At 41.3% G+C, this 23,236-nt stretch carries 16 protein-coding genes and 2 pseudogenes; 11 read left to right on the top strand and 7 right to left on the bottom strand.

All coding sequences use genetic code 11. From position 1 onward, the window contains the following. Positions 1-38: 38 nt before the first annotated feature. Positions 39-1,319: a M16 family metallopeptidase gene (locus tag MAS10914_RS0126395; protein WP_017318949.1), complete on the bottom strand. Its 1,281-nt coding sequence runs from the start codon at positions 1,317-1,319 to the stop codon at positions 39-41. Between the two features lie 661 nt (positions 1,320-1,980). Between MAS10914_RS0126395 and MAS10914_RS0126390 the strand changes: the two genes are divergently transcribed. The 7 genes from MAS10914_RS0126390 (at position 1,981) to crtD (ending at position 10,848) form a co-directional block, all read left to right on the top strand. Continuing rightward, the gene (locus tag MAS10914_RS0126390) at positions 1,981-3,144 is read left to right on the top strand and encodes a glycosyltransferase family 2 protein (RefSeq protein WP_017318948.1); all 1,164 of its coding nucleotides are present in this window, start codon (positions 1,981-1,983) and stop codon (positions 3,142-3,144) included. 358 nt (positions 3,145-3,502) lie between these two features. Continuing rightward, positions 3,503-4,690 (top strand): glycosyltransferase family 2 protein, encoded by a 1,188-nt coding sequence (locus MAS10914_RS0126385; protein WP_017318947.1) that lies wholly within the window; start codon positions 3,503-3,505, stop codon positions 4,688-4,690. Between the two features lie 24 nt (positions 4,691-4,714). After that, positions 4,715-5,611 (top strand): ABC transporter permease, encoded by an 897-nt coding sequence (locus MAS10914_RS0126380; RefSeq protein ID WP_033365456.1) that lies wholly within the window; start codon positions 4,715-4,717, stop codon positions 5,609-5,611. Then, positions 5,611-6,897 (top strand): ABC transporter ATP-binding protein, encoded by a 1,287-nt coding sequence (locus MAS10914_RS0126375; RefSeq protein ID WP_017318945.1) that lies wholly within the window; start codon positions 5,611-5,613, stop codon positions 6,895-6,897. Before MAS10914_RS0126380 ends, MAS10914_RS0126375 begins: the two co-directional genes overlap by 1 nt. A 111-nt stretch (positions 6,898-7,008) precedes the next feature. Continuing rightward, the gene (locus MAS10914_RS0126370) at positions 7,009-8,184 is read left to right on the top strand and encodes a glycosyltransferase family 4 protein (RefSeq protein WP_017318944.1); all 1,176 of its coding nucleotides are present in this window, start codon (positions 7,009-7,011) and stop codon (positions 8,182-8,184) included. Then, positions 8,184-9,254: a glycosyltransferase family 2 protein gene (locus MAS10914_RS32330; protein WP_017318943.1), complete on the top strand. Its 1,071-nt coding sequence runs from the start codon at positions 8,184-8,186 to the stop codon at positions 9,252-9,254. Before MAS10914_RS0126370 ends, MAS10914_RS32330 begins: the two co-directional genes overlap by 1 nt. 79 nt (positions 9,255-9,333) lie before the next feature. Next, positions 9,334-10,848 carry a C-3',4' desaturase CrtD gene (gene crtD, locus MAS10914_RS0126360; RefSeq protein WP_017318942.1) on the top strand — a complete coding sequence of 505 codons (1,515 nt, stop codon included), beginning with the start codon at positions 9,334-9,336 and terminating at the stop codon, positions 10,846-10,848. Positions 10,849-10,912: 64 nt separating this feature from the next. Here crtD and MAS10914_RS0126355 read toward each other — a convergent pair whose 3' ends face one another. Beyond that, the gene (locus MAS10914_RS0126355; protein ID WP_232224242.1) at positions 10,913-11,779 is read right to left on the bottom strand and encodes a tetratricopeptide repeat protein; all 867 of its coding nucleotides are present in this window, start codon (positions 11,777-11,779) and stop codon (positions 10,913-10,915) included. A gap of 333 nt (positions 11,780-12,112) precedes the next feature. Beyond that, positions 12,113-12,838, bottom strand: coding sequence for a hypothetical protein (locus MAS10914_RS35090; RefSeq protein WP_198015006.1), 726 nt, complete (start codon positions 12,836-12,838; stop codon positions 12,113-12,115). A 671-nt stretch (positions 12,839-13,509) separates the two neighbouring features. Between MAS10914_RS35090 and MAS10914_RS0126345 the strand changes: the two genes are divergently transcribed. The 3 genes from MAS10914_RS0126345 (at position 13,510) to MAS10914_RS34695 (ending at position 16,366) form a co-directional block, all read left to right on the top strand. Continuing rightward, the gene (locus MAS10914_RS0126345) at positions 13,510-14,592 is read left to right on the top strand and encodes a TonB-dependent receptor plug domain-containing protein (protein WP_232224241.1); all 1,083 of its coding nucleotides are present in this window, start codon (positions 13,510-13,512) and stop codon (positions 14,590-14,592) included. A 145-nt stretch (positions 14,593-14,737) separates the two neighbouring features. Then, on the top strand, positions 14,738-15,013 hold the full coding sequence (locus MAS10914_RS31835; protein ID WP_017318938.1) for a hypothetical protein: 276 nt from the start codon (positions 14,738-14,740) through the stop codon (positions 15,011-15,013). A gap of 207 nt (positions 15,014-15,220) precedes the next feature. Continuing rightward, positions 15,221-16,366 (top strand): transposase, encoded by a 1,146-nt coding sequence (locus MAS10914_RS34695; RefSeq protein ID WP_017315955.1) that lies wholly within the window; start codon positions 15,221-15,223, stop codon positions 16,364-16,366. On the opposite strand, the gene MAS10914_RS31155 is transcribed toward MAS10914_RS34695, so the two are convergent. The 4 genes and pseudogenes from MAS10914_RS31155 to MAS10914_RS31830 all read right to left on the bottom strand — a co-directional run. Continuing rightward, on the bottom strand, positions 16,360-17,247 hold the full coding sequence (locus tag MAS10914_RS31155) for an AMP-binding protein (protein ID WP_017318937.1): 888 nt from the start codon (positions 17,245-17,247) through the stop codon (positions 16,360-16,362). The two genes, MAS10914_RS34695 and MAS10914_RS31155, sit on opposite strands and share 7 nt — an antisense overlap. 32 nt (positions 17,248-17,279) lie before the next feature. Next, positions 17,280-20,096, bottom strand: a complete 2,817-nt coding sequence (locus MAS10914_RS0126325) for a non-ribosomal peptide synthetase (RefSeq protein WP_017318936.1) — start codon at positions 20,094-20,096, stop codon at positions 17,280-17,282. Beyond that, positions 20,093-21,004: a SagB/ThcOx family dehydrogenase gene (locus tag MAS10914_RS0126320; protein WP_017318935.1), complete on the bottom strand. Its 912-nt coding sequence runs from the start codon at positions 21,002-21,004 to the stop codon at positions 20,093-20,095. The genes MAS10914_RS0126325 and MAS10914_RS0126320 overlap by 4 nt, the downstream gene beginning before the upstream one ends. Continuing rightward, positions 21,005-22,939 (bottom strand): annotated as a pseudogene (locus tag MAS10914_RS31830) (condensation domain-containing protein); the annotation flags it as partial. Between the two features lie 28 nt (positions 22,940-22,967). Between MAS10914_RS31830 and MAS10914_RS35085 the strand changes: the two are divergent. After that, positions 22,968-23,236, top strand: a pseudogene (locus MAS10914_RS35085) (IS5/IS1182 family transposase); the annotation flags it as partial.

Below are 23,236 nucleotides of genomic sequence, written 5' to 3'. Positions count from 1 at the left end.
GTTTACTACTACCCACTATCTACTACCCACTAAGTACTTTAAAATGGTTTGAGGATAACTACACCGTAAGCATCTGGTGAAAGAAATTCTTGGGAAGCTTGCATCAAGTCAGTTACATCTTGAGCCTGAATGCGGGCTGGGTAGTTAAATGCTGGTTCCAAATCTCCCACCATTGATTGGTAGTAGCCATATAAATTAGCGCGATCGCTTGGTGTTTCATTACCAAAAATAAATCTGTTAGCCACTTGTGTCCGCACGCGGGCAATTTCCGCTTCTTTCACCATTTCTGTTTGCAGATTGCAGATGTGTTGAACAATCCCAGCCTCTACATCTGCCAACTTTTCCACTGCACAATAAGCTGCAATATAAAATGTTCCCTGTAACTGTTGGGTGATATTGCTGACAGAAATATGGGAAACCAGTCCCCTTTCTTCCCGCAAATCCCGCACTAGCCTTGATGTTAGTCCATGTCCCAAAATTCCCGCCAAAACATCTAACGCATAAGTTTGCTTTAATTGGTTCATCCCTGGCACTCGCCAAACCATCACAAGTCTTGCTTGCTGGAGGCTTTTATCAATAAATTCTCTGCGAACAATTTCTGTAAACGGAGGTTCAGGAGCTACTGAGTGCCGAGTGATGAGTGGAGTCTGCTGAGTCCTAACAGCTTGTTCAAATCCCTCAGAAACAATTTCAATTAAATCTTCCACGGGTAAATTGCCTACAGCCACAGCAGTCATTGATTGCGGTTGATACCAACTCGCATGAAAATCGCGCATCTGCTGAGGTTGCAGTTGAGAAATGACCGTTTCTGGTCCCAATACTGGACGCCGATAAGGGAGCTCATCAAAAGCTGTCTCCATCGCCCGCCCAAATGTGCGGCGACGGGGATTATCATCTGAGCGCCGAATTTCTTCCAAAACTACCAATCGTTCGCGTTCAAAAGCTTCATCGGGTATGCTGGCATTTAGGACTACATCAATTTGCAGTGGAGCAAGTTCTGCAAAATCCTTGGGAGCACTCGTAATGTAGTAATGAGTATAGTCTTGACTTGTGGCGGCATTAGTCACAGCGCCCCGCTCTTCAATTTGCCGTTCAAACTCGCCGCTTGCCAGTCGCTCAGTTCCCTTGAAAACCATATGCTCTAGAAAGTGAGCCATACCGTTAATGGCATCTGACTCAGCGGCTGAACCAACGTTAACCCACAAGCTTAGGTTAACTGCTTCAACTGGCATCTGCTCTGCCACTATTGTCAAACCATTAGGCAATTGGTGCAGCTTCGGGGCATTAACACGAGGAAAGTTCAGCAGGGTTGAGGTCATTGGTACTGGTGGGGGTGAGCCTATACTTCTTTATCTTACCTATGACTGAAGTTTGTACCAAAATTACCAGTACATGACTGGAGATTTGCTGCGAAAGTTTCTATATACCATAAAATGGTCTTTACGCATACATCTTCATCAAGATTTAAATGTAATAAGATTTTCTGTAAAACTACTGGAAAAGTTTGGTAATTTTCTTTCATAAATTGACAATTTCTCTAAGAGAAACTAATAGAATATAAAAACTACTGTAAACTTTAAAGAAGTGTTTCCATTGATGAATTAACCGATACTAGCATCTACCCTACCCACCTATTTGCGCTTTAAGTCGGTTAAAGCAGTTCAGTTTTTTTAGATCGGACGACATTGCAGTATAGGTCTACATTAAATTCCCCAATCAATCATCACTGCTCAAAAGTGAGATTTTTTGCATTGAAGTGTCAGTTGTTCCTCGCAAAATTACGATAACAGACTAAACTCTAATTATCAGTAAACTTTCGGAGAGACCGGAAGTATTGATAGCTGTAATATCTGTCTCTATAGTGACAGTTTTGCTATCAAGCACAATGCTGCTTGGGGGAATTGTCATAAGCGTATCAAATCTAGGTTTCTGGCTAGGTTGTTAATTCTATAGTGCAAGATTTGCAATACGAATAAGAAAATGCAGACTGCTTCTCCATTGGTTTTGGTTTCAGTGATTATCCCTGCTTACAACGCAGAGGCGTTTATCGGTCGGACATTGAAATCAGTCCTGTCTCAAACTTACACAAATGTTGAAGTTTTAGTTGTTGATGATGGTTCTCAGGATACAACTGCTGAAATTGTGAAATCTTTTGCTCAACAAGATGAGCGTGTCACTTTATTGCAACAGAAAAATGCCGGTGTAGCAGCTGCGCGGAATTTAGCAATTGAAAAGTCTAGAGGTGAATACATCGCACCAATTGATGCAGATGATATTTGGTATCCTCAAAAACTAGAAAAACAAGTGCAATCTATGTTAGAAGCAGACCTATCTGTAGGATTAGTTTATGCCTGGTCTGTGGACATTGACGAAGAGGATGCAATTATTGGCAAATACAATCTCCACTATAATTTAAATTTTCAAAGCGTAGAGGGTAACGTTTACCCAGCTATGCTATATAGCAACATTATAGGCAATGGTAGTGTACCTCTAATCCGCCGAACTTGTTTCGAGAAAGTTGGTGGTTACAACTCAAAACTTAGAGAGCAAAATGCTCAAGGCTGTGAGGATTGGGATATTTATCTGCGTATTGCTGAATATTATCAATTCCGAGCTGTGCCAGAGTTTTTAATTGGTTATCGTCAGGTCAGTGGAAGTATGTCTAGAAATTGTACGGCAATGGAGAGGTCTTACAATTTGGTTATGGCAGATGCTCGACAACGGCGTCCAGAAACTTCCTCTCGCATCTACAATTGGTCTGCCAGTAATTTTTACATCTATATGCTATCAATAGGCAGAGCTTGTGGAGATTATTGGAGTACTCTAGCCTGGCTATACAAAGCTATCAAATTGGATTATAGTCCGTTGTTAAAAAGCAGTGTGTATAAATGCTTTATTATATGCCTTTTTAAAATTTCAGCTAAGTACCTCATTTCTTTGATTTGGTCAGAAGAACAATCTAGGTTACAGTTTCCGAAAAAAATTCAGTCTTCTAAAAAGGTAGCTATTAATGGCGTGAATACAGTTTCTGAGAGCCAGAAAGAAATTTATAAAATACAATATTTTCCGTGGCAACCATACGAACTCATTAAATGGCAAAGATGGTTGTACATTGTGCAGCTTTGTCAGACAGTATCTCATTAAGTGAAAGGGCAGTTTTTTTTAATCAAATCCTCAAGTCTTCGTATCAAAAAGGATGACATGATGAAAGAATCGAAGGTAACTAAAATGCTAGTGCCACTGCTGAAACTATATCCTGAGGCTAATCCATCCATATATTCATTATTTCTTTAAAATATAAAGTCCTCTGAGGTAGTAATTTTAATGTATTGTGTAACAAAGGGGTATACGCAGATTCTGGGAATGTAATATCCCCGATGCAAGCTTTTGCAACAGTCGATACGGCGAGGCTTAGTACTAGTAAAATACTTTATCTAAGTTTTGTTACTGTACATAGCACGAAAAGTAGGCATAAAGTCATACGAAAGAGGGCAGAAACAGGATGAATATAGAACAGATGCAGCAGAATGCACCCTTAGTTTCGGTAATTATACCTGCCTATAATGCAGAGGCTTTTATTAGTCAAACATTAGACTCTGTACTATCTCAAACTTATAAAAACATTGAGGTTTTAGTTGTAGATGACGGCTCGCGGGATAAAACTCCTGAAATAGTCAAATCGTTTGCACAAAGCGATCGCCGTGTCATTTTATTGCAGCAGTCCAATAAGGGAGTTGCAGCGGCTCGTAACTTGGCAATTGAAAATGCTCGTGGGGAATATATCGCACCCATTGATGCCGATGATATTTGGTATCCTCTCAAACTAGAAAGACAAATGCAGTGCATGTTGCAAGCAGAATCATCTGTTGGATTAATCTACTGCTGGTCAGCATGGACTGATGAACAGGGTTTAATTATTGGAGAATATAGTGATTATGCTACTGACAAGCCAGAAGGAAAAATTTATGCAGCTTTGGTGTATCGCAATTTTGTAGGTCATGCTAGCTCACCTCTGATTCGTCGTACTTGTCTAGAGAAAGTCGGTGGCTACAGCTGCAAATTGAAAGAAAATAATGCTCAAGGTTGTGAGGACTGGGATCTTTACTTGCGTATTGCTGAATATTATGAATTCCGGGTGGTACGAGAGTTTTTGGTTGGTTACCGTCAGATAAATGGAAGTATGTCCAGCAACTGTAGCTCAATGGCAAGGTCTTACGATCTCGTCCTGAGAAATTCTCAGCAACAGCACCCAGAGATTCCAAGCTGTATCTATCGGTGGTCTAAAAGTTATTTCTACAGCTACCTGTTAGGAAAAAGCTTGACTGGCAGTGCTCATTGGAATAGTTTGGTGTATTTATTCAACGCTTTACAAGCAGATTTTATGTTCCTTTTACGCCCAGGAGTTTATAAGATCTTTGTTAAATGTCTTTTAAAGCTTGTAGCTAGTCCATTGACTTCTTTAATTTGGCAAGATCATAACTCTTGGTTACAGTTCAGACAAAAATTGGGATTAAATCAGCAGTCAAATCAACAACAGGAGATGACAATTGCTGATATCACCAGGCAGGTCAACAAAGGCAAACAGTCGTTGAAACTATATGACAGAGTTCTGCGACAAAGATGGTTTAAAGTTATGCAACTGTGTCAAAGACCAGCTTCTCAAGCAGTAAGGCAAAAAGTTTCTGTGTAATTCTATGACAACTTCCTTTTATCTATGAACAAATCAAGGAGTAAACCCTTGCAGTTAACTCCAGGAGCAACTCGGCAAACGCGAAGGGTGGTTTACACGCCTGAAAGTCAGCTGGAGCATCCTGTTCAATTATTCAAAGCAATGGGGCGAGACTTGCTTGCTTCTCGGCAACTGGCTTGGCAGCTCATGGTGCGGGATATTAGCGCGCAATACCGCCAGTCTTTTTTAGGGATTTTCTGGGCTTTTGTTCCACCGATTATAGCTGCCTTGGGTTTTACTTTTGCCAGCAACGCCAAAATCGTTAATGTGGGAGCAACAGATCTGCCTTACCCGGCTTTTGTCGTGTTTAACATGGCTTTATGGCAGACTTTTACGGAAGCACTCAATGCTCCGATTCAAGCAGTGACTGCTGCAAAGCAGATGCTGGCTAGAATCAATTTTCCACGTGAAGCACTCATCCTTGCCAAGCTAGGCGAAGTATTTTTTAACTTCGCCATCAAGTTAATTCTCATCGTAGCGTTGTTTCTCTGGTTTCGGATACCAGTGAGTTGGACTGCAATTTTGGCACCAGTAGCCTTGATTCATTTGGTGATTTTAGGAACATTTGTCGGCTTGTTACTAGCTCCCCTTGGTGTTCTATATAACGACATTTCCAGGGGTCTTACCCTAATTATCGGACTGTGGCTGTTTTTGACCCCAGTGGTTTATCCTGTTCCCCGTGGGGGTGGATTAGCAGCAATTGTGCAACTAAATCCAGTTACCCCACTGCTTGTAACAACACGGGAATTAGCGACAACAGGTGTGGTGTCAAACTCGTACGGATTTTGGCTAGCGAGTCTGTTTGCCATAGTAGGATTACTACTGGCATGGCTTGTATATCGTCTAGCGATGCCCTTTGTAGTTGAGCGGATAAGTTCCTAATGACGATTAACGTTACTGATCGAGAAATTTTAGAAAAGCCGCAAGGTGATGACGTGATTCTCTGTGTTAAGGGAGTCTCGAAAAAGTTTTGCCGTGACTTGAAGCGATCGCTACTCTACGGCGTTCAGGATATGGTTTCTGAGTTAACAAGAACGCGAGCATCGAGCCAGAAGCTAAGACCAAAGGAATTTTGGGCGTTAAAGGATGTCAGTTTTCAGTTGCGGCGAGGAGAATCCCTAGGTTTAATAGGACCAAATGGGAGTGGGAAAACGACACTACTAAGAATCATTAGTGGATTAATCAAACCGGATACTGGCTCTGTGGAAGTGACTGGTCGGTTAGCGCCACTCATTGCCTTGGGAGCCGGATTTAATCCAATTTTAACAGGGCGGGAAAATGTCTATACAAATATGTCAATTTTGGGTTTATCTAAACAAGAAATTGATGAGCGATTTCAGGATGTTGTAGATTTTGCAGAAATCGGGGATGCTATTGATGCTCCAGTGCAATCCTATAGCTCCGGTATGGCAGCACGATTAGGATTTGCTTGTGCAATTCATACAGAGCCAGAAATTCTTCTCATTGATGAAGTGTTGGCTGTAGGAGATATCAAGTTTAAAGCTAAGTGTTATCGTAAGCTGTATGAACTGCGTCAAAAAGGTATATCTTTTATCTTAGTTAATCATAACACTCAAGCAATATTACATGCTTGTGAATCCGCCATTTATTTATCAAAAGGCGAATTAATTGTATCTGGCAGCATAGAAGAAGTTGTCAAAAAATATGAAGAAGATTTATTTCTGGGAAGTTCAGCCAATCAAACAAACTCAGTCATGTTTCTCCCAGAAAAGTTAGAAGATGAAAGTTTAGGAATAGATATAATTTCACTTTTATTTAGAGACCAACAGGGAAAAATCATTGAATCAATAGCAAGTGGTCAAAACGTTAATTTTTCCGTAGGTATTAAAGCACACAAGCAATTTGATGATGTTAACCTTCACTTAAAAATTACAGAATTGGGTGGTGAAGGAGGTTCAGCTTTATTTATAAGTGGAGGAAATGATGAAACGTTTTTTGAAGTCCTCCCAGGAGAACATGAGATACAAGTTCATTTGCCTTACCTTTGCTTTAGCCCTGGTACATATACCATGAGTGTTAAAGTCAAAACAGGCGCTTTTTATACTTTTGATGTCATTGAATCTTTCAAGTTTACAGTCGAGTCAGATGGCAAGATGAGTGGATGTAAGTTTTATCAACCGAGGGCGTGGAAGCTTGTGAGTAAGTAAGTTGATTAAGACTGTCACGTTGAAAGCTAGACTGCAACCACCAGACAATAAATTAACATGGCAACATTAAAATCGCTGCTCTATTTATCTTATGGAAATCTGCCTTCAAAAATGGCTCATACGATACAAGTCGCTAAAATGGCGCAAGCCTTATCTAAAAAAATTGAAAACTTTGAGTTAGTGACTGGTGGAGATATTAAGTCAGCTTTGAAAGGGATGGATGCAGAATTTAAAGATTGGTATGGCTTACATTGCAATTTTAAGGTAGCACGAATACCAACACATATTAAGGCAAATTATCCTTTTCCCCCAGATTATTACAATCCAAAATTTTTTAAATTAGCTGTTTTGTATGCCTGTGTCAAATCTCCCTCATTGGTGTACACTCGTACACCAAAAAACGTTGAGCTTTTGCTCAAGATAGGTATACCAGTTGTGTGGGAAAAGCATGAACCGATCAACGATGATTCTCCCAGTCGGAAATTTTTTGATGACAAAAACTTTATCGGTTTCGTTACAATATCGCCCCAATTATTAGAGCAATATATCAAACATGGTCTCAGCCCCGACAAGGCATTATTTGTTCATAGCGGTGTGGATTTGAGCAATTTTCTGCCCTACCAGCCAAAAGATTTAGCTCGGCAAAAGCTCTCCCTACCTCAAGATGAAAAAATTGTTCTATACTCAGGGCATTTATACGAACATAAAGGAATTCCAACACTGCTAGAAACTGCCCGCCTCCTGCCAGAGTATAAATTTGTTTTAGTCGGAGGATGGGACAATGATATTAATCGAGTCAAACAAGAGTGTAAAAACCTGAACTTACACAATGTAAATATAGTCGGTCACGTAGTCCAATCTGAGTTAGCCGCATACTTGTACGCAGCAGATGTCCTGATTCTTCCTACTAGTAAGTACTGGCATTTAAGCGAAACGACTAGCCCTTTGAAACTGTTTGAGTATATGGCTGTTAGAAGACCAATTGTTGCTTCAGCATTGCCAACTATAAAGACAGTATTGCGCGATCGCGAAAATGCTCTTTTGGCGCAACCTGACGAACCTCTTTCCTTTAAAGAAGCTATAGTTCAATTATTTGAAAATCCAACACTTGCAAGTGCTATTGCTGAACTTGCTTTTCAAGAGGTAGATAACTTTACTTGGGATAGCAGAGTAGAGCGCATTTTGCAGTTTGCCGTACCAAAGCTACAGGAAATTGACGAAGGCATAACTAGTCCTAGAAAAAACTTGATGAGATATATCAAATGCTACCTAAACTCAGCGTTGTAATGTCAGTTTACAATGGAGACCAGTACTTACGGGAGTCTATAGAAAGTATTCTCAATCAAACCTTTACTGATTTTGAATTCATTATTATTGATGACGGTTCTGTCGATTGTAGCTGGCAAATTCTCAGTGAATATGCTGACAAAGATCGTCGCGTTAAGTTGTTCAAGAACGAAGAAAATATTGGCTTGACTAAATCTCTGAATAAGGGATTAAAACTGGCAAAAGGAGAGTACATCGCCCGACAAGATGCAGACGACGTGTCTCTACCAGAAAGATTTAACAAGCAGGTGGAACTTTTGGATAAGTCTCCAGAGGTTGTTCTAGTATCTTGCAATATAGATTGGATCGACTCTGAGGGACGTTTTATCGGAAAACAGCCAAGGGAGTGCGATCGCGACTTAGTAGCTTGGTACTTGTTGTTCTATAATCATGTGGCAGGTCACAGCCAAGTGATGTTTAGGCAAAAGCCAGTCAGCGATTTGGGCGGTTATTCCGAGGATTATCGCTATAGTCAAGACTACGAACTTTGGAGCCGTCTAAGTAAGGTTGGTGACATTGTTATTTTATCTGATGCCCTACTACAACAGCGCCGTCACGACAAGAGTATTTCTTCTGCAAAGCAATTAGAGCAGGATACTTACTCTCTGAGTAACTCAAAGCACAATATCAAACAATTACTAGGCGAAGAACTTAGTCTGGAGGAATTAAATGCTCTTAGGGGTTTTTGGTTAGGTCATTGGTATTCACCCTTTTTCCCATCAAGCCAAAAAGTGAGTTCTATACACTCCAGACTCAAGGAAATTTATCGAATATTTTTGCACAAAGCTGCACAACAGAACAACTGTAATTCCGATCTGTCCTTGCGATTACGCATCCGTATCGGACAGCAATTTGCTTACTGGTTTAGAAATCTCAGCCTACGACAAGAATTACTGTCAAAATTCAAGATTTCACTTTATATGTTGGTCTGGCACCCAGTAGCTTTACTGGATTGCTGGCTAAAAGAGATTGAGAAAGTACTATCCCGTATATCTCAAATTTTGGTGTTGCCGGGGTTTCGCGAGCAATAGGACAAGAAACAACGCTAAGATTTTGTAAAGTAATATAAAATTCTTAATATAAATATTAAGAAATATGTCGTAAACATCAATGCCAGGTCATCGTGTTGGCAACAGCAAATCCCGCGTCATAGTTATCGGTGCTGGAATAGGCGGACTCACTGCTGGAGCATTATTAGCCCGTAGAGGTTACAGTGTCTTAATTCTGGATCAAGCCCTCGTACCAGGAGGGTGTGCTTCTACCTTTAAACGCAAAGGATTTACCTTTGATGTGGGCGCCACTCAAGTAGCAGGGTTGGAACCAGGTGGAATTCACCACCGTATCTTCACAGAATTAGAAATCAATCTACCAGAAGCAAAGCCTTGTGACCCCGCTTGTGCAGTGTATTTGCCTAGTGAGGAGACACCAATCAACGTTTGGCGAGATCCAGAGAAATGGAAAGAGGAACGGCAACGCCAGTTTCCTGGTAGCGAACCGTTTTGGCAGTTGATGGCGGCTTTGTTTAAAGCCAGCTGGGAATTCCAAGGACGCGACCCAGTGCTACCGCCACGTAACGTGTGGGATTTATTACAGCTTACCAAAGCAGTGCGTCCTCGTACATTTATTACCGTACCCTACACGTTGTTTACAGTTGGAGATGCATTACGTGCTTATAAGCTGGCAAACGACCACCGCTTAAAGACATTTCTGGATTTGCAACTCAAGCTCTACTCTCAGGTAGATGCAGAAGAAACGGCTTTACTCTATGCAGCAACAGCGTTGAGTGTATCGCAGTTGCCGCAGGGATTGTATCATCTCCAAGGTAGTATGCAAGTCCTAAGCGATCGCCTGGTAGAAGCTTTAGAAAAAAATGGTGGCAAGTTGCTCATGCGCCACACGGTGGAACATATCAAAGTAGAAAAGGGCAAAGCTACCACTGTGGTCATTCGCAATCAGAAAACTGGCGAAGTCTGGACAGAACCAGCCGACCAAGTCGTTGCCAATGTTACCGCGCAGAATTTGGTGCAGTTGTTGGGCAATAAGGTTCCCAATGGTTATAAGCGACGAGTAGAAAAACTACCACCCGCATCAGGTGCTTTTGTTGTGTATCTGGGCGTAGACGAAAGCGCTATTCCTTCTGGATGTCCGCCCCATCTCCAATTTATGTATGATGCTAAAGGTCCCATTGGGGAGAATAATTCCCTGTTTGTTTCTGTAAGCCATCCAGGAGATGGTCGCGCCCCAGATGGAAAAGCGACAATTATTGCTTCTTCCTTTGTAGATCCACAACAGTGGTGGCTGACTGAGGATTATGAGGGGTTAAAGCAACAGTATACACAAGAAGCTATCTCGCACCTGGCAAAGTTCTTTTACTTGAAACCAGAAACCATTGTTCATCTAGAAGCAGCCACTCCCCGCACTTTTGCAAGGTACACAGCACGCGATCGCGGTATTGTTGGTGGTATTGGTCAAAGGATATCCACTTTCGGTCCCTTTGGTTTTGCCAACCGTACACCCATCAGCAATCTGTGGCTTGTTGGTGACTCCACCCACCCAGGCGAAGGGACTGCTGGTGTGAGTTACTCGGCGCTGACAGCAGTCAAGCAAATTGAGGCTCAAATTTAGTCAATATCTGTCATAGCTTGTTGGGTTTCCATACAATAAACCCAACAAACTTCCTTTTCCGCATTTATGGGTTCCACTCAGCTATCCTGCTCAGCAAATCTTCAAGTTGTCTACTGTCTTGGATAACGTCTAAATCGGGGTCAGTCTTGACAAAGATTTGAAAATTCGGATTGATTTTTAAGGCTGTCTGAAGGCTTTCAATCGCTAGCGATTCTTGTCCAACTTGGGCGGCACAGCAAGCGCGATTATACCAAGCATACTCATCATCTGGGTTCAGTTGGATTGCTTTTTGATAGCTTGCAAGCGCCTCATCATAGCGCTCTAGATATCTCAAAGTATCTCCTATTTTGTAGTAAGTCCAAAATTCATCCGAACGGATATATTGGGCTTCGTCGTAACTTTTGAGCGCTTCTTTATAGCGACCCAAATGTCTCAAGGCATCTCCCCGACGCAACCACGCCCAGTAATCATCACGACGAATTGATAAAGCTTGATCATAGTCGGAAATGGCTTCTTCATAGCGCTCCAAATGTCTTAAGACTTCTCCCCGACGAAACCACGCCCAGTAGTCATTGCGGCGAATTGCCAATGCTCTGTCAAAACTCTTGATCGCTTCCTCAAACTGCTCTAGTTCTTCTAACAAAATGTATCCCCGGTTGTACCACGCCCAGTAATCATTAGGGCGAAGAGCCAATGCTCGGTCAAAGCTCTTGAGAGCTTCCTGATAATCACCCAATTCCCGCAGGACGCTACCTCGGTCATACCAGAGCCAGTATTCATTGGGGCAAGCCTCTATAGCTTTGTTGTAATAAGCGATCGCTTCTTCGTAACGTTCTTGCTTTTCAAGCCGTTTGCCCTGTCGATACAAGTCTCTATAGTCTTGTGTGAGTGATGGAGTATCCGCCTCCGGTGGTGCTGCTGGACTCATCATTAATTCCCCAAAATGTTATTACTGTTACAGACAAGCGCACTATCTATATTATGGGGAAGTTTGATTATTCGCTATTTGAAGGGTCGTTTCGTTGGTTCCTGATGTCGCTAATTCTTCCAACCTAGTATTACCTGCGGCTTAACCCACCTCTGACGGTTACAAATAAATTAAGTAGTGCATAAGTCAATTTCGCTTATATATATCAATAAAGTGCAAAGATAGTCGATATCAAAACACAAGTAAGCATGTCATGACTCAATGCTGGTCTATATAACTATGAGCTTCGCCTAGCTAAAAGTGACTCTGTTTGACCGACTTTTGCAAGAGGTCTATTCATCTATGATGGCAACTGTTGGGTGAGCATCTCTCGCCAAATGCTTTAGAATTTGTAATTCTACATCCATTTCCCTGCTTACCTTCCAGAGTTTTTTCTCTATTTAGAATACCCGGAAAGTGACAGAAGAGGGCTAATCTTTTCGCTAAATTTTCTCCCGTATAAGCTTGCAGTTCTAGCTGCGGTGGGCGGTAGTTAAAAGATTGTCGCCGGGAGCCAGTTGAGGATCGCTGATTAAGTAAAGAGATTGCTCCTTCTATTTGTGCTAACCTTTGGACGATTGCTTCAGTCTTCTGCTCCAACAGTGAAAGTCTTTGTTTGGAGTTATGTTCTACACCCAATTCTATACGAGCATCTTGTCGATTGACGATTTGAGTCAATTGAGCTTCAAGTTGTTGTAGACGAATTTCTACACTCGTTTCTGTACCTGGGGCTGACCCCAGGATATGATGCAAGCCCTGGATAACTAAGTCACTAGCAGTGGTGTTACGTTCTCGTGCAGCAGTGCGGAGTGCTTTAGTCAGGGTTTTGGGGAGTTTGAAGTTAATTGATTCGCGTTCCACATTAGCCATGTATACACCACATATATACCCTAATACAGACAGTTTACCGCGTTTGTAGTAGACGGCGTAAATAGAAGGTTCGTGCAACCAGGGGCAACCTATGGCTATAAACCTTATACAGCAACAGTTACAGGGATTGATACGAGATTTAACCGCACTCATGAATAGATTTGTTGCACAAATACTTTTTCTAGCGCATAGACAGTAAAAGAACTTTGCCTAAAACGGAGCTTGGAGTACCTGGAAGTGTCTGTTTCAAAGTATTATCGCTCCGTCTCGAAACTGAAAAACATTGCCTAAAAGAAAGCAAAGTAGGCAAAGTATTGATCGATAATAATTATCAATAAAGTACTCAAAAGGGGTTGACAAATGTGACATCATACTAAAAAGCCCCTGGTTGCATGAACCTTCTATTTACGCCGTTACCAATGGTGCGGAAGGAAAGTTATATACTTGGACATATTGACAAAATCTACTTGCTTTTCAAGGTATTACTTTGACAACGTGTCGTTTGACAACGGTGAATTTTCGTATTGATAATATAACTTGCTTTCACTATTGCAGCATTTCTACTAAGTAAGTCTGCACAATATACTAAGAACGGTTAAAAACTAGACTTTTGTGTAGTTTAAAAAAGTCCACTTTTTAGCCGTTTAGAGTATAAAAAAAACTATGTGAAGAAAGATGAACTATGCTAAAACCCTCTTCCCTCCTGCCTCCTGCCTCCTGCCCTCTGCCTTATCCCAATGAGAAATATTCACGCCGACCTACTTAGAGTTGCGATTCTTTTGTGTGAGTGCAATTTTCATGTGGTGTGGGAGGATACTTTGAAATTGAAACAATTTTTATACGCAGGCTTTGCAGGTGTATGTTGTTTAGTGTTGGCTCAACCATGTTTTGCAGGAGAAAAGCAAAGAGAAACAGAAATTATTACTAAAAAACAAGATGCTTGGTCTCAGGTTGAGAAGAAACTGACAAGCACTACGAATGAAGCACAAAAAACTCAGACATCAATTTCAAATATTTCCCAACTGAGCGAAATTCAGTTCCCAAAAACGAGTGCAACTGATTTGCTGACCCAGGAAAATACAACTCCTCAAGTTATTAAAGTAACTGGAATTAAACTGCAAGAAACGCAAAGCGGTTTGGAAATTGTTTTAGAAACTCTTGAGGGAGAATTGTCACAGCCGACAACTAGAGTGGATGGTAAGACTTTGATTGCAGACATCCAAAATGCGGTATTGGCGTTACCGGATGGTCAGAAGTTTCAATCGCAAACACCCACTCCAGGAATTGCTTCTGTAACAGTTGTACAGCTAGATGACAACAAAGTGCAGGTGCGCGTGACTGGGGTAGAAGATGTACCGAGCGCACAGATGACGAGTAGCGATCGCCGTTTAATTTTCAGCTTAGCTCCTGCTCCCGAAGCAGATATTGAACTCATCGTTACCGCGCAAAAACGACCGGAAGACGCACAGGATGTACCGATAAGTGTTACGGTCATACCCCTTCAGGAAATAGAAGATGCTCAAATCGATTCTTTTGCTGATATTGCCAATCAAACGCCCAACTTTTACTTTCTTCCCACATCTTCCGGTGGTACTGAGTTTAATAATTACAGTTTACGGGGTTTGAACAATCAAAATTTCCTGACCGCTCAGGATAGTGTAGCCTTTTACATCGATGATGTTCCAATTGACTATAACGGCTTTCTAGACCTTGCTTTACTCGATCTAGAACAAGTAGAAGTGCTCAGGGGTCCCCAAAGTACACTATACGGTCGAAATAGTTCTGGTGGGGTCGTCAATATCATTTCTAGGCAAGCAACTCCAGAACCAGAAGCACGAGTGAGTGCAAGTTACGGTAGATATAACAGCCGCGAACTCCAAGTCTCTCTCAACGTATCGGCTCAATAAACAGGGGTAGTCGAGAAAAATAAAAAAACGAGCGAGGAACACATAGCGTCGTAGAATATGACAGATGACGCAAAAGCAATCGAGTGAAAAGTTAGTAGAGACTTTAGTGTAAACCATCAACCCGAAGGAAATTGCAGAGGAGTCCTTGCGTCAAACAGTAGAGATACTACTGAACCTGATAGAGCAATTACATACAGAAGTAAAAGAGTTACGAGAAGAAAACCAACGCTTAAGAGACGAAAACAACCGCCTCAAGGGAGAACAGGGTCAGCCAGACATCAAAGCCAAAAAACCGAGAGGGTTCTCAAACAACCACTCATCAGAAGAAGAACGAAAGACTCTGAAAAACCACTCCAAGGGCAGCAAAAATGCTCATCTAAAAATAGACCGAGAAGAAATACTGGAGTATCCCTTAGAATGACTGCCAGCAGATGCACAATTCAAAGGTTACGAGGAAGTAATCGTTCAAGACATCACCCTGGCAGCCGATAACGTATTATTCCGTAAACAGAAATACTATTCGCCGTCTGAAGGAAAAACTTATCTGGCAGAACTACCACTAGGTTACTCTGGAGAATTTGGCCCGGGAATAAAAGCCTTGGTGATTAGTTTGTACTATGGAGGCAATATGACCCAAGGCAAACTGTTAGAGTTTTTAGAGGATATTGGCATCTCCATGTCAGCAGGGCATTTGTCCAACCTGTTGATCAAAAACCACCCTTGTTTTGAAAGCGAGAAAAGTGAAATCTATGAAGCTGGGCTAGCTAGCAGTCCCTGGCAGCAGTTTGACCAGACTGGTGCCCGTGTTGCTGGAGTCAACTATACCACCAATGTAGTGTGTAACCCTTTGTATACGGTCTACTTTACAACTCCCAACAAAGACAGATTAACTGTACTGAAGGGATTACAAAACGGACGAGAACTAGAGTTTCTTCTTAACCAACTCACCTTCTCACTCCTGGAGGCTTTCCAACTACCGACTAAATGGAAGAATTCTCTAAAACTCTTGCCTCAAGAAACTGTATTTAGCTGCACAGACTTTAATACACTACTTGATACATATCTACCCAAATTAGGCTCTGTCCAACGTACTCGTGTTTTAGAAGCAGCCGCAATCGCCTTTTATCATCAGCAAAGAGATTGGCCAGTGGTGCAAGCTCTCGTATGTGATGATGCTCCTCAGTTCAAGTTACTCACTGATGATTTGGCTTTATGCTGGGTAGATGAGGGACGACATTATAAGAAGTTAAGTCCACTGGTTGCTTATCATCAACAAGCCCTTGATAAATTCTTGGATGATTTCTGGGATTATTACCGAGAATTACTCACTTACAGAGATTTTCCCAGTGCAGAAGTCGCACGAGAACTAAAGTCTAAATTCTGGAAACTTTTTGATACAAAAAGTGGTTACGAACAGTTGGATGAACGAAAACGATTAACTGTTGCCAAAGCTTCAGAACTGCTTCTAGTTTTAGAGCATCCGGAATTACCCCTGCATAATAATCCTGCTGAATTAGCTGCTAGGACTATGGTGCAGCGACGTAATGTTAGCTATGCAACTCAGACAACTGAGGGAACTCAAGCTTGGGATACTTTTATGTCTCTTGTGGCTACTACTCGCAAGTTAGAAATCAGCTTTTTTGAGTATATGCGTGACCGTATTTCTCAAATTCGAGCAATCCCCTCTCTTGCCCAAGTTATTCGCGAGAAATCTTCTCTCATTCCATTGGGCTGGTCGTGGCAGCTTGAATCACTGCCTACCCCAAATTATTGAGCCGATACGTATAAAATATTTTCAATTTCTGCTGGATAGACATTTTCACCACCATAAACAATCATATCTTTAAAGCGATCGCAAATATAAATGTAACCTTCTTCGTCAACATAACCAGCATCACCCGTATGAATCCAGCCATCTACTAAAGTTTTTGCTGTGGCTTCTGGTAATTTCCAATAACCAATCATATTTGCCGGAGATTTGATATAAACTTCACCCACTTGAAAGCAAGAGACTTCTTTACCCTCACTGTTGATGATGGCTACCGATACACCAGGAAAGGGTTTACCCGCAGCTTTGAGTCTGTCTTTATTTGTAGATGTATGCTCATCCGCAGGTAAAGATACTGCACAATTTCCTGTTTCTGTCAACCCATATATTTGCACAAAATGACAACCGAATGTGGCGATCGCTTTTTTGAGTGTTGCTTCGGCGATAGGGGAACCCCCATAAATAATGTATTTTAGTGATGAAAAATCTGTTTTTTGGCATGATGGTTCGTTCAACAGAATTTGAATCATCGCTGGAACCATAAATGTCTTGGTGATGCGGTACTTTTCAATCGCTTCGAGAACCTCAACGCCGATAAAATTGTCTAAGATAATATTTTCGGCTCCTGATGCTAGACCACGGATAGCCCACCAGAGACTGCCGATATGGAATAAAGATAAGGTCAGCAAACTCTTATCAGTTTCGTTCCAACCTATCCACTTTTTGCCTCGTTGAGCAAATTCTTTGGCGATCGCAAAAAAACTGTAATGTCCTAGTTGGACACCTTTGGGTCGTCCGGTAGTGCCACTAGTATACATTTGTACGGCTACATCATTGGCTTCAACAGCAAAATTGGGTGGTTGGTCACTATGTTCCTGACACCACATATCGTAACTCAGGCAATTGCCATCAATTTTTTCTAAGGCAATAATGGTTTTAATTGTAACTCTTGGATGTAGTGAGTCGCCATCTGTTCAATTTGAGTGTGAGCTTCGTACTCGGGATTAAGTCCAATTGCTTGTAATCCAGTGATAAAGCTAGCGTTTGTTTTTTCATCATCTTTCCAATAACCTAGCGCTAGTCCTATCCCCCCAATATAAAGCTGTCCTGTAACCCATAGCGGAGTTGGTTCCATTAATTCATTGAAGACATAAAACTGTTGATTCGTCAGCGGTTTACCATAGGGAATACTCGGACAATCGGGGGAGACTGCGGTGATGGGATAGCAAATCGACCAAATTGAAGCTTCCGTTGCTCCCCCCAAACTAACTATTTCAATATCCGAGCAAAACAAATGAATTTGCTCTGGTAAACTTAAAGGCAGCCAATCTCCACTTAGCAAAGCCAAACGTAATGATAATGGTACTATGAAAGGCTGTGCGGATAAATACTCTACCAACATCTGCATCAGAGCCGGAACTGAATTCCAGATCGTAACTCCTTGCTTAACTATTAATTCATACCAGCAAGCCGGGTCTTTAACTGCATCTTTCGGTGGAATGACTATGGTTCCCCCAGCTGCAAGAATACCGAAGATATCGTACACTGATAAATCAAAATTTAACGCCGAGAGAGCCAAGAGGCGGTCGCCACTTCCAACTCCAAAGCGCTGGTTAATATCAACAATTGTATTAACTGCACCCCGATGGTCGATGGCTACTCCTTTAGGTAATCCAGTGGAACCTGATGTATAAATTACGTAGGCTAGATTGCGGTTATTTTCATCGTTTAAGGGCGCGAAGGTCGGGTTAGTCTCTGCATTGCTATCGTCAACACATAGACTCTGCACCCCTGGAGGTAAAGAAAGATTGCTTTCTAGGTGGGGTAGGGTAACAACTAGTTTAACTTGTCCTTGTTCGAGTAAATACCACTGTCGCTGTTGGGGTAAATTGGGGTCAATCGGGAGATACGCCGCTCCAGACATTAAAATTCCTAGTACGGCTACAACTTGTTCCCAACCTTTGTCCATCACTACAGCTACTAAGGTGTTAGGGGTTGCTCCCGACTGTTGTAATCTACGTGCTAATCCTGATGCTCGCTGGTATAATTGTTCATATGTTAACTGGCATTCATTCGTAATGACTGCTACTTGTTGGGGTTGTGTTTTCACTTGCAAGGTAAACAAGCCGTGCAAAGTTTGCTGACAAATTGGAGCACTAGTATTATTTACCTCATGGCGTTTAGTTGTTTGAGTTGCAGGTAATAATTCTTGTTGTGCTTCCACCCAAGCCGATTCGGAAGTAGCCAGACACTTGAGTAAATCACAGTAAGCCCCAAACATATCACCCATAAGACCAAGAGGGAAGAGTTCTTCCACCACATCCCAGTTGAATATTAATGCTCCTTTTTGTTCGGTAACTTGATGGTCGAGCCAGACTTGCGGTGTTTGACTAATGCTATAAACTTCTTCTCCTAAAAAACTGAGTTCTAAATCTCTTTGATTTACAGAATTTAAACCTAAAAGACTGGTAAAAACTATTGGCATCACTGCGGTTAATCCAGTTTTTCTACGACGAACTAATTCCCGCAGTACCTCCACTCCACTAATATGAATATGGTCTAAGTCTTGTAATAATTGCTGCTGTATTTTCCGAGCGCGGATAGTAAATGTAGCTAGGGTTGAATTATCTACTGCCAATAAAATTGTATTAGTAAAATCGCCTATAATGCGATCAATGTCAGGATGGAGAGGAAGACGTTCAAACACGGTGAGATTGATCGTAAAGCGAGGATTCTTGCTCCACACTGTTAAAATTTCCGCAAAAGCAGCCAGCAAAATCACAGAAGGAGTCAAACCAGCATTTTTCCCTCGCTGTTTTAATTGCTCCCAAATATTGTGTTCGAGTCGAGCGCGGTAACGTTTAAATCTATAATCTTTTAATTCGCTAGGAAAATAAACTAGAGGTAATTTTGGTGCTGGGGGTAAAGTATCTAAACGACTGAACCAGTAATTGTGCGATCGCTTTATCAATTCTGGATCTTGTCGTGTTTGCTTATTAATTACATAATCTCGGAATGATACCTCCAATGGTTTAAAGGAAATTTCAGGATTTTGGTAAAGTTGATTCCACTCTTGGAATAGAATTTGAACACTAGCAGCATCCATCATCAATAAATCTATTTTGATATGAAGCCGCATCCGATGGTCGTCCAAATAAGTGGCTCGAATATCAAACAAAGGCCATTGATCGCAAGGTAACATCTGATGGGATAATTTTTCTCGCATGGCTGTGAGTACCCGTTCTGCTTCAAGATTTTGTACTTCTCGCAGATCCAAGGTAGAAATTTCATAGTCTGGAACTTCCTCTAAAATCTGTTGCTCTCCTGTAGGTAAGACTACAGCTCGCAGCATATCGTGACGATAAATTAATTTCTGCCAAGCTGCTGAAAGTCGCGACAAGTCTAAATTTTCAGTTTCAAACTCGATATAACCACTAATAGCTACATCCCCTAACTCAAATATGCCACTGCGTCCGATCCAATATGCTTGCTGAATATCAGTAAGGGGAAAAGGTTCATATCGGCTGGTAGAATCTGATTCAATTACTGGTACAGAAGTAGTATTTATCTCGGTTTGTTCTAGCAAACGTATAATATCTAGCTTATGTTCTGCTAAGGAGTTTCTTAGTTTTGGTGTCAATACTCCTTTTGGAGCTTCAATAATCAATCGTTCGTTTTTGACTGATAATTTGATTCCCTGTTGTTTCAGTTCTGTTAAAAGTTTATTTCTATTCATAATTCGATGATTTCTGTATTATTATCGGATTCAGCAGACAAGGGCACTGACTTAATTTTTGCTAAAGTTAATTGCTCGTCTACAGCTACAGCTAATTCTGCAATATTCGTTGCTTCTACTAACAATTGTTTCAGGGAAATATTGACTCTGAGTTGAGTTTGCAACTTATTCCTTAACTGCACTAATTTCAATGAATCCATGCCTAACTGAAAGAAATTATTATCTATACCCACTGCATATACCTGAAGAAGTTCTTGTACAATTTCGACCAAAGATCGCTCCATTTCAGTTTTTGGAGGTGTTAAAACTGCTTCAGATTTAGACCTGACTATATCGGGAGTAGGTAACATCTTGCGGTCTACTTTCCCATTCGCAGTGAGAGGCAAGGCATCTAATAAAATATACTCAGAAGGTACCATATATGTCGGTAGCTTCTGTTGTAAATACTCCCGTAACTGCACAGAAATTGATTGGAAACCTTTATCGGTTTTAGAGGAAAACCACTGTTGAGTTTGAGCTAAATTGATTTTGCCACCCACAAAGCTATAAAGTAAAACCTGACTCGATTCGAGCTTAAATAAATCTTGTATTTCGCTCAATTCCAGATAGCCAATAGGACACAATCCAATTTCCTGTTCTGGCGCAGATTTCATTAACAACTGACCGATATGACCCGCTTCTAAAAGACAATATTCTTTTGCTAATTCTCCATAAATCGGAGTAATAGCACTTAGTTCTCCAATCAAAAATAGCGAAAAAGCACCATTATCAAAAATTGGTTGATTGCCACGATAAACACTGCCATCAATTTCGCTGCTATCGCTGACCAATATCAAACGATGCTCAGCAGGATAATAGTAGTATATTCCTGCTGATAAACCTTCTACTCGGTTAGGTTTAATTAACAACTAAGTCTGTACGGGATAGAGACTACCAGCGGAAGGATAAAGATATTTTGGTAGAGGATAATTATCCAGTTTCATCTGCTGCAAGCAACTTAAAAACTGGCTAAATTGTGTTAAAGAAATAGGTTGAGGCAAAAATTGCCGATAACTTTGACGTTCTAGGTAAGCTTGAGTGAGGTTGTCATCAAACTCAGGTTGGGGTAATTTTACGCTATGTTGAGAGGGTTCTAACTGTCGTAATCCTGGTTGCTTGAGCTTAAATTCAATGCGTTCTACAGGATCTTGCAATACTCCTTCTTGTTGAGTAGGTTGGTAAGCTTCTGCTAGATTTTGAGTTGAGCAATATGCATTAACCAGACTGCGATGGGCGATCGCAACTCCTTTTGATGTACCTGTAGAGCCTGATGTGTAGACTACATAGGCTAGATTTTGTGATGTCGCACTATTAACTAGATTTGTTTCACTTTCCTGACTAATTACTTCCCAATCTTTGTCTAAACAAACTACAGGTGCATTCTGCTGAGGAAGAATTTCTATCAGTTTTTGTTGAGTTAACAGTATCGAGACTTGTGAATCACTGAGCATGAAATTTAAGCGTTCTTGGGGTAATTGCGGATCTAATGGTACATAAGCTCCACCAGCTTTAAGAATTCCTAGTAATCCTACAACCATCTCTAGGGAACGCTCGACACAAATCCCCACTAGCACTTCTGGTTTTACCCCCAAAGAGCGCAAGTAGTGTGCTAGTTGATTGGCTCGAAGGTTTAACTCTTGATATGTCAGTTGTTGGTCTTTAAACGATACTGCTACTGCATTTGGTGTCTTGTTCACCTGAGCTTCAAACAACTGATGAATGCACCGATCTTGGGGATAGTCTACCTGATTGTTATTCCACTCCTCAAGCAGATGTTGTTCGACTTCACTGAGCAAAGGTAATGAAGCAATCTCCTGCTCTGGGTTCGTCACAATTCCCGCCAGCAAAGTCTGAAAATTGCCTGCCATGCGGCTGATTGTTGTCTCATGAAATAGGTCAGTGCTGTACCTAAATATACCAACTAAGGATTCTCTTGTCTCAACAATGTCCAAAACTATATCGTTTTGACCTTCTTGTTGTGGGATGACAAAAGGTTCTAACCTCAAACCTCCCCAATCTTCTCTGGCTGTTGTTTGAGTAGACATAGATAATTCATATTCCGGTGCCATTTCCTGAAATTGCAACAGATTAAACGAAGCACGGAAAAGTCCTAGAAAACTGGGGTCGCGGTTTAACTGTAATCGCTCGATTAATAATGGAGAAGGATAATCTTGATGGGTGAGTGCTGCTAATACCGTTTGACGTACTTGAAACAAAAGCAAAAGAAAAGTAGGATTGCCCGTAAGATTGACTCTTAGGGCAAGCATATTCACAAAAAAGCCTACAGTATTGGTGAATTCAGTCTTACTTCTCCCCTCCGTAGGAGAGCCAACAACGATATCTTCCTGACCCGTGTAACGATGAAGGAGCACTTGAAAAGCAGCCAGCAGGGTCATGTAAAGGGTTGCTCCCTCCCTTTTCCCTATTTCTCTGAGGCGATCGGCTAATTCTTTAGTGAGTTCAAAACTAAAACAAGCTCCTTGATAATTCTGGACTGGCGGTCGGGGGCGGTCTGTAGGTATATTTAATACTGGTAACTCCCCAGCAAACTGTTTGTGCCAATATGCCCGTAGATTATCTCCTACAGAACTTTTGAGCATTTTCTGTTGCCATTGCACAAAGTCCTTATACGAGTCATGAATAGGAGCTAGAGATACTGCTTTACCCGTATTTTCCGCCTCGTAAAGCAAACGCAACTCATCCAGAATAATCCCAAATGAGAAACCATCGACAGCAATGTGATGTATTGTCAGCAACAATACATAGTCTTGTGGAGAGCAAATAAATAGACATCTCCGGAAAATAAATAATTCCTGGTAAAATCATATACAAATGTATTTTTACCAAACTATTGTGGGTTCTCTATTTGAGCATATTCAACATCATCCTCTAGATGCACAGCGTTTAATTGGTCTCAAGTATGAGCAATTAGAGCAACTTTTAGAACAAGCGAGAGAGGTGCATAACCAAAAACAAGTATCATCTGAGTCTAAAAAGGTAAGAATTATTGCGGGTGGAGGAGGTCGCAGACCTAAACTGTCGTTGGAAGAGCAAATAATTTTAACTTTGACATATCTCAGACATTTAACAACATTTCAATT

The organism is Mastigocladopsis repens PCC 10914 (assembly GCF_000315565.1).
GTDB lineage: Bacteria > Cyanobacteriota > Cyanobacteriia > Cyanobacteriales > Nostocaceae > Mastigocladopsis > Mastigocladopsis repens.
This window is presented reverse-complemented; position numbering and strand designations above follow the sequence as displayed.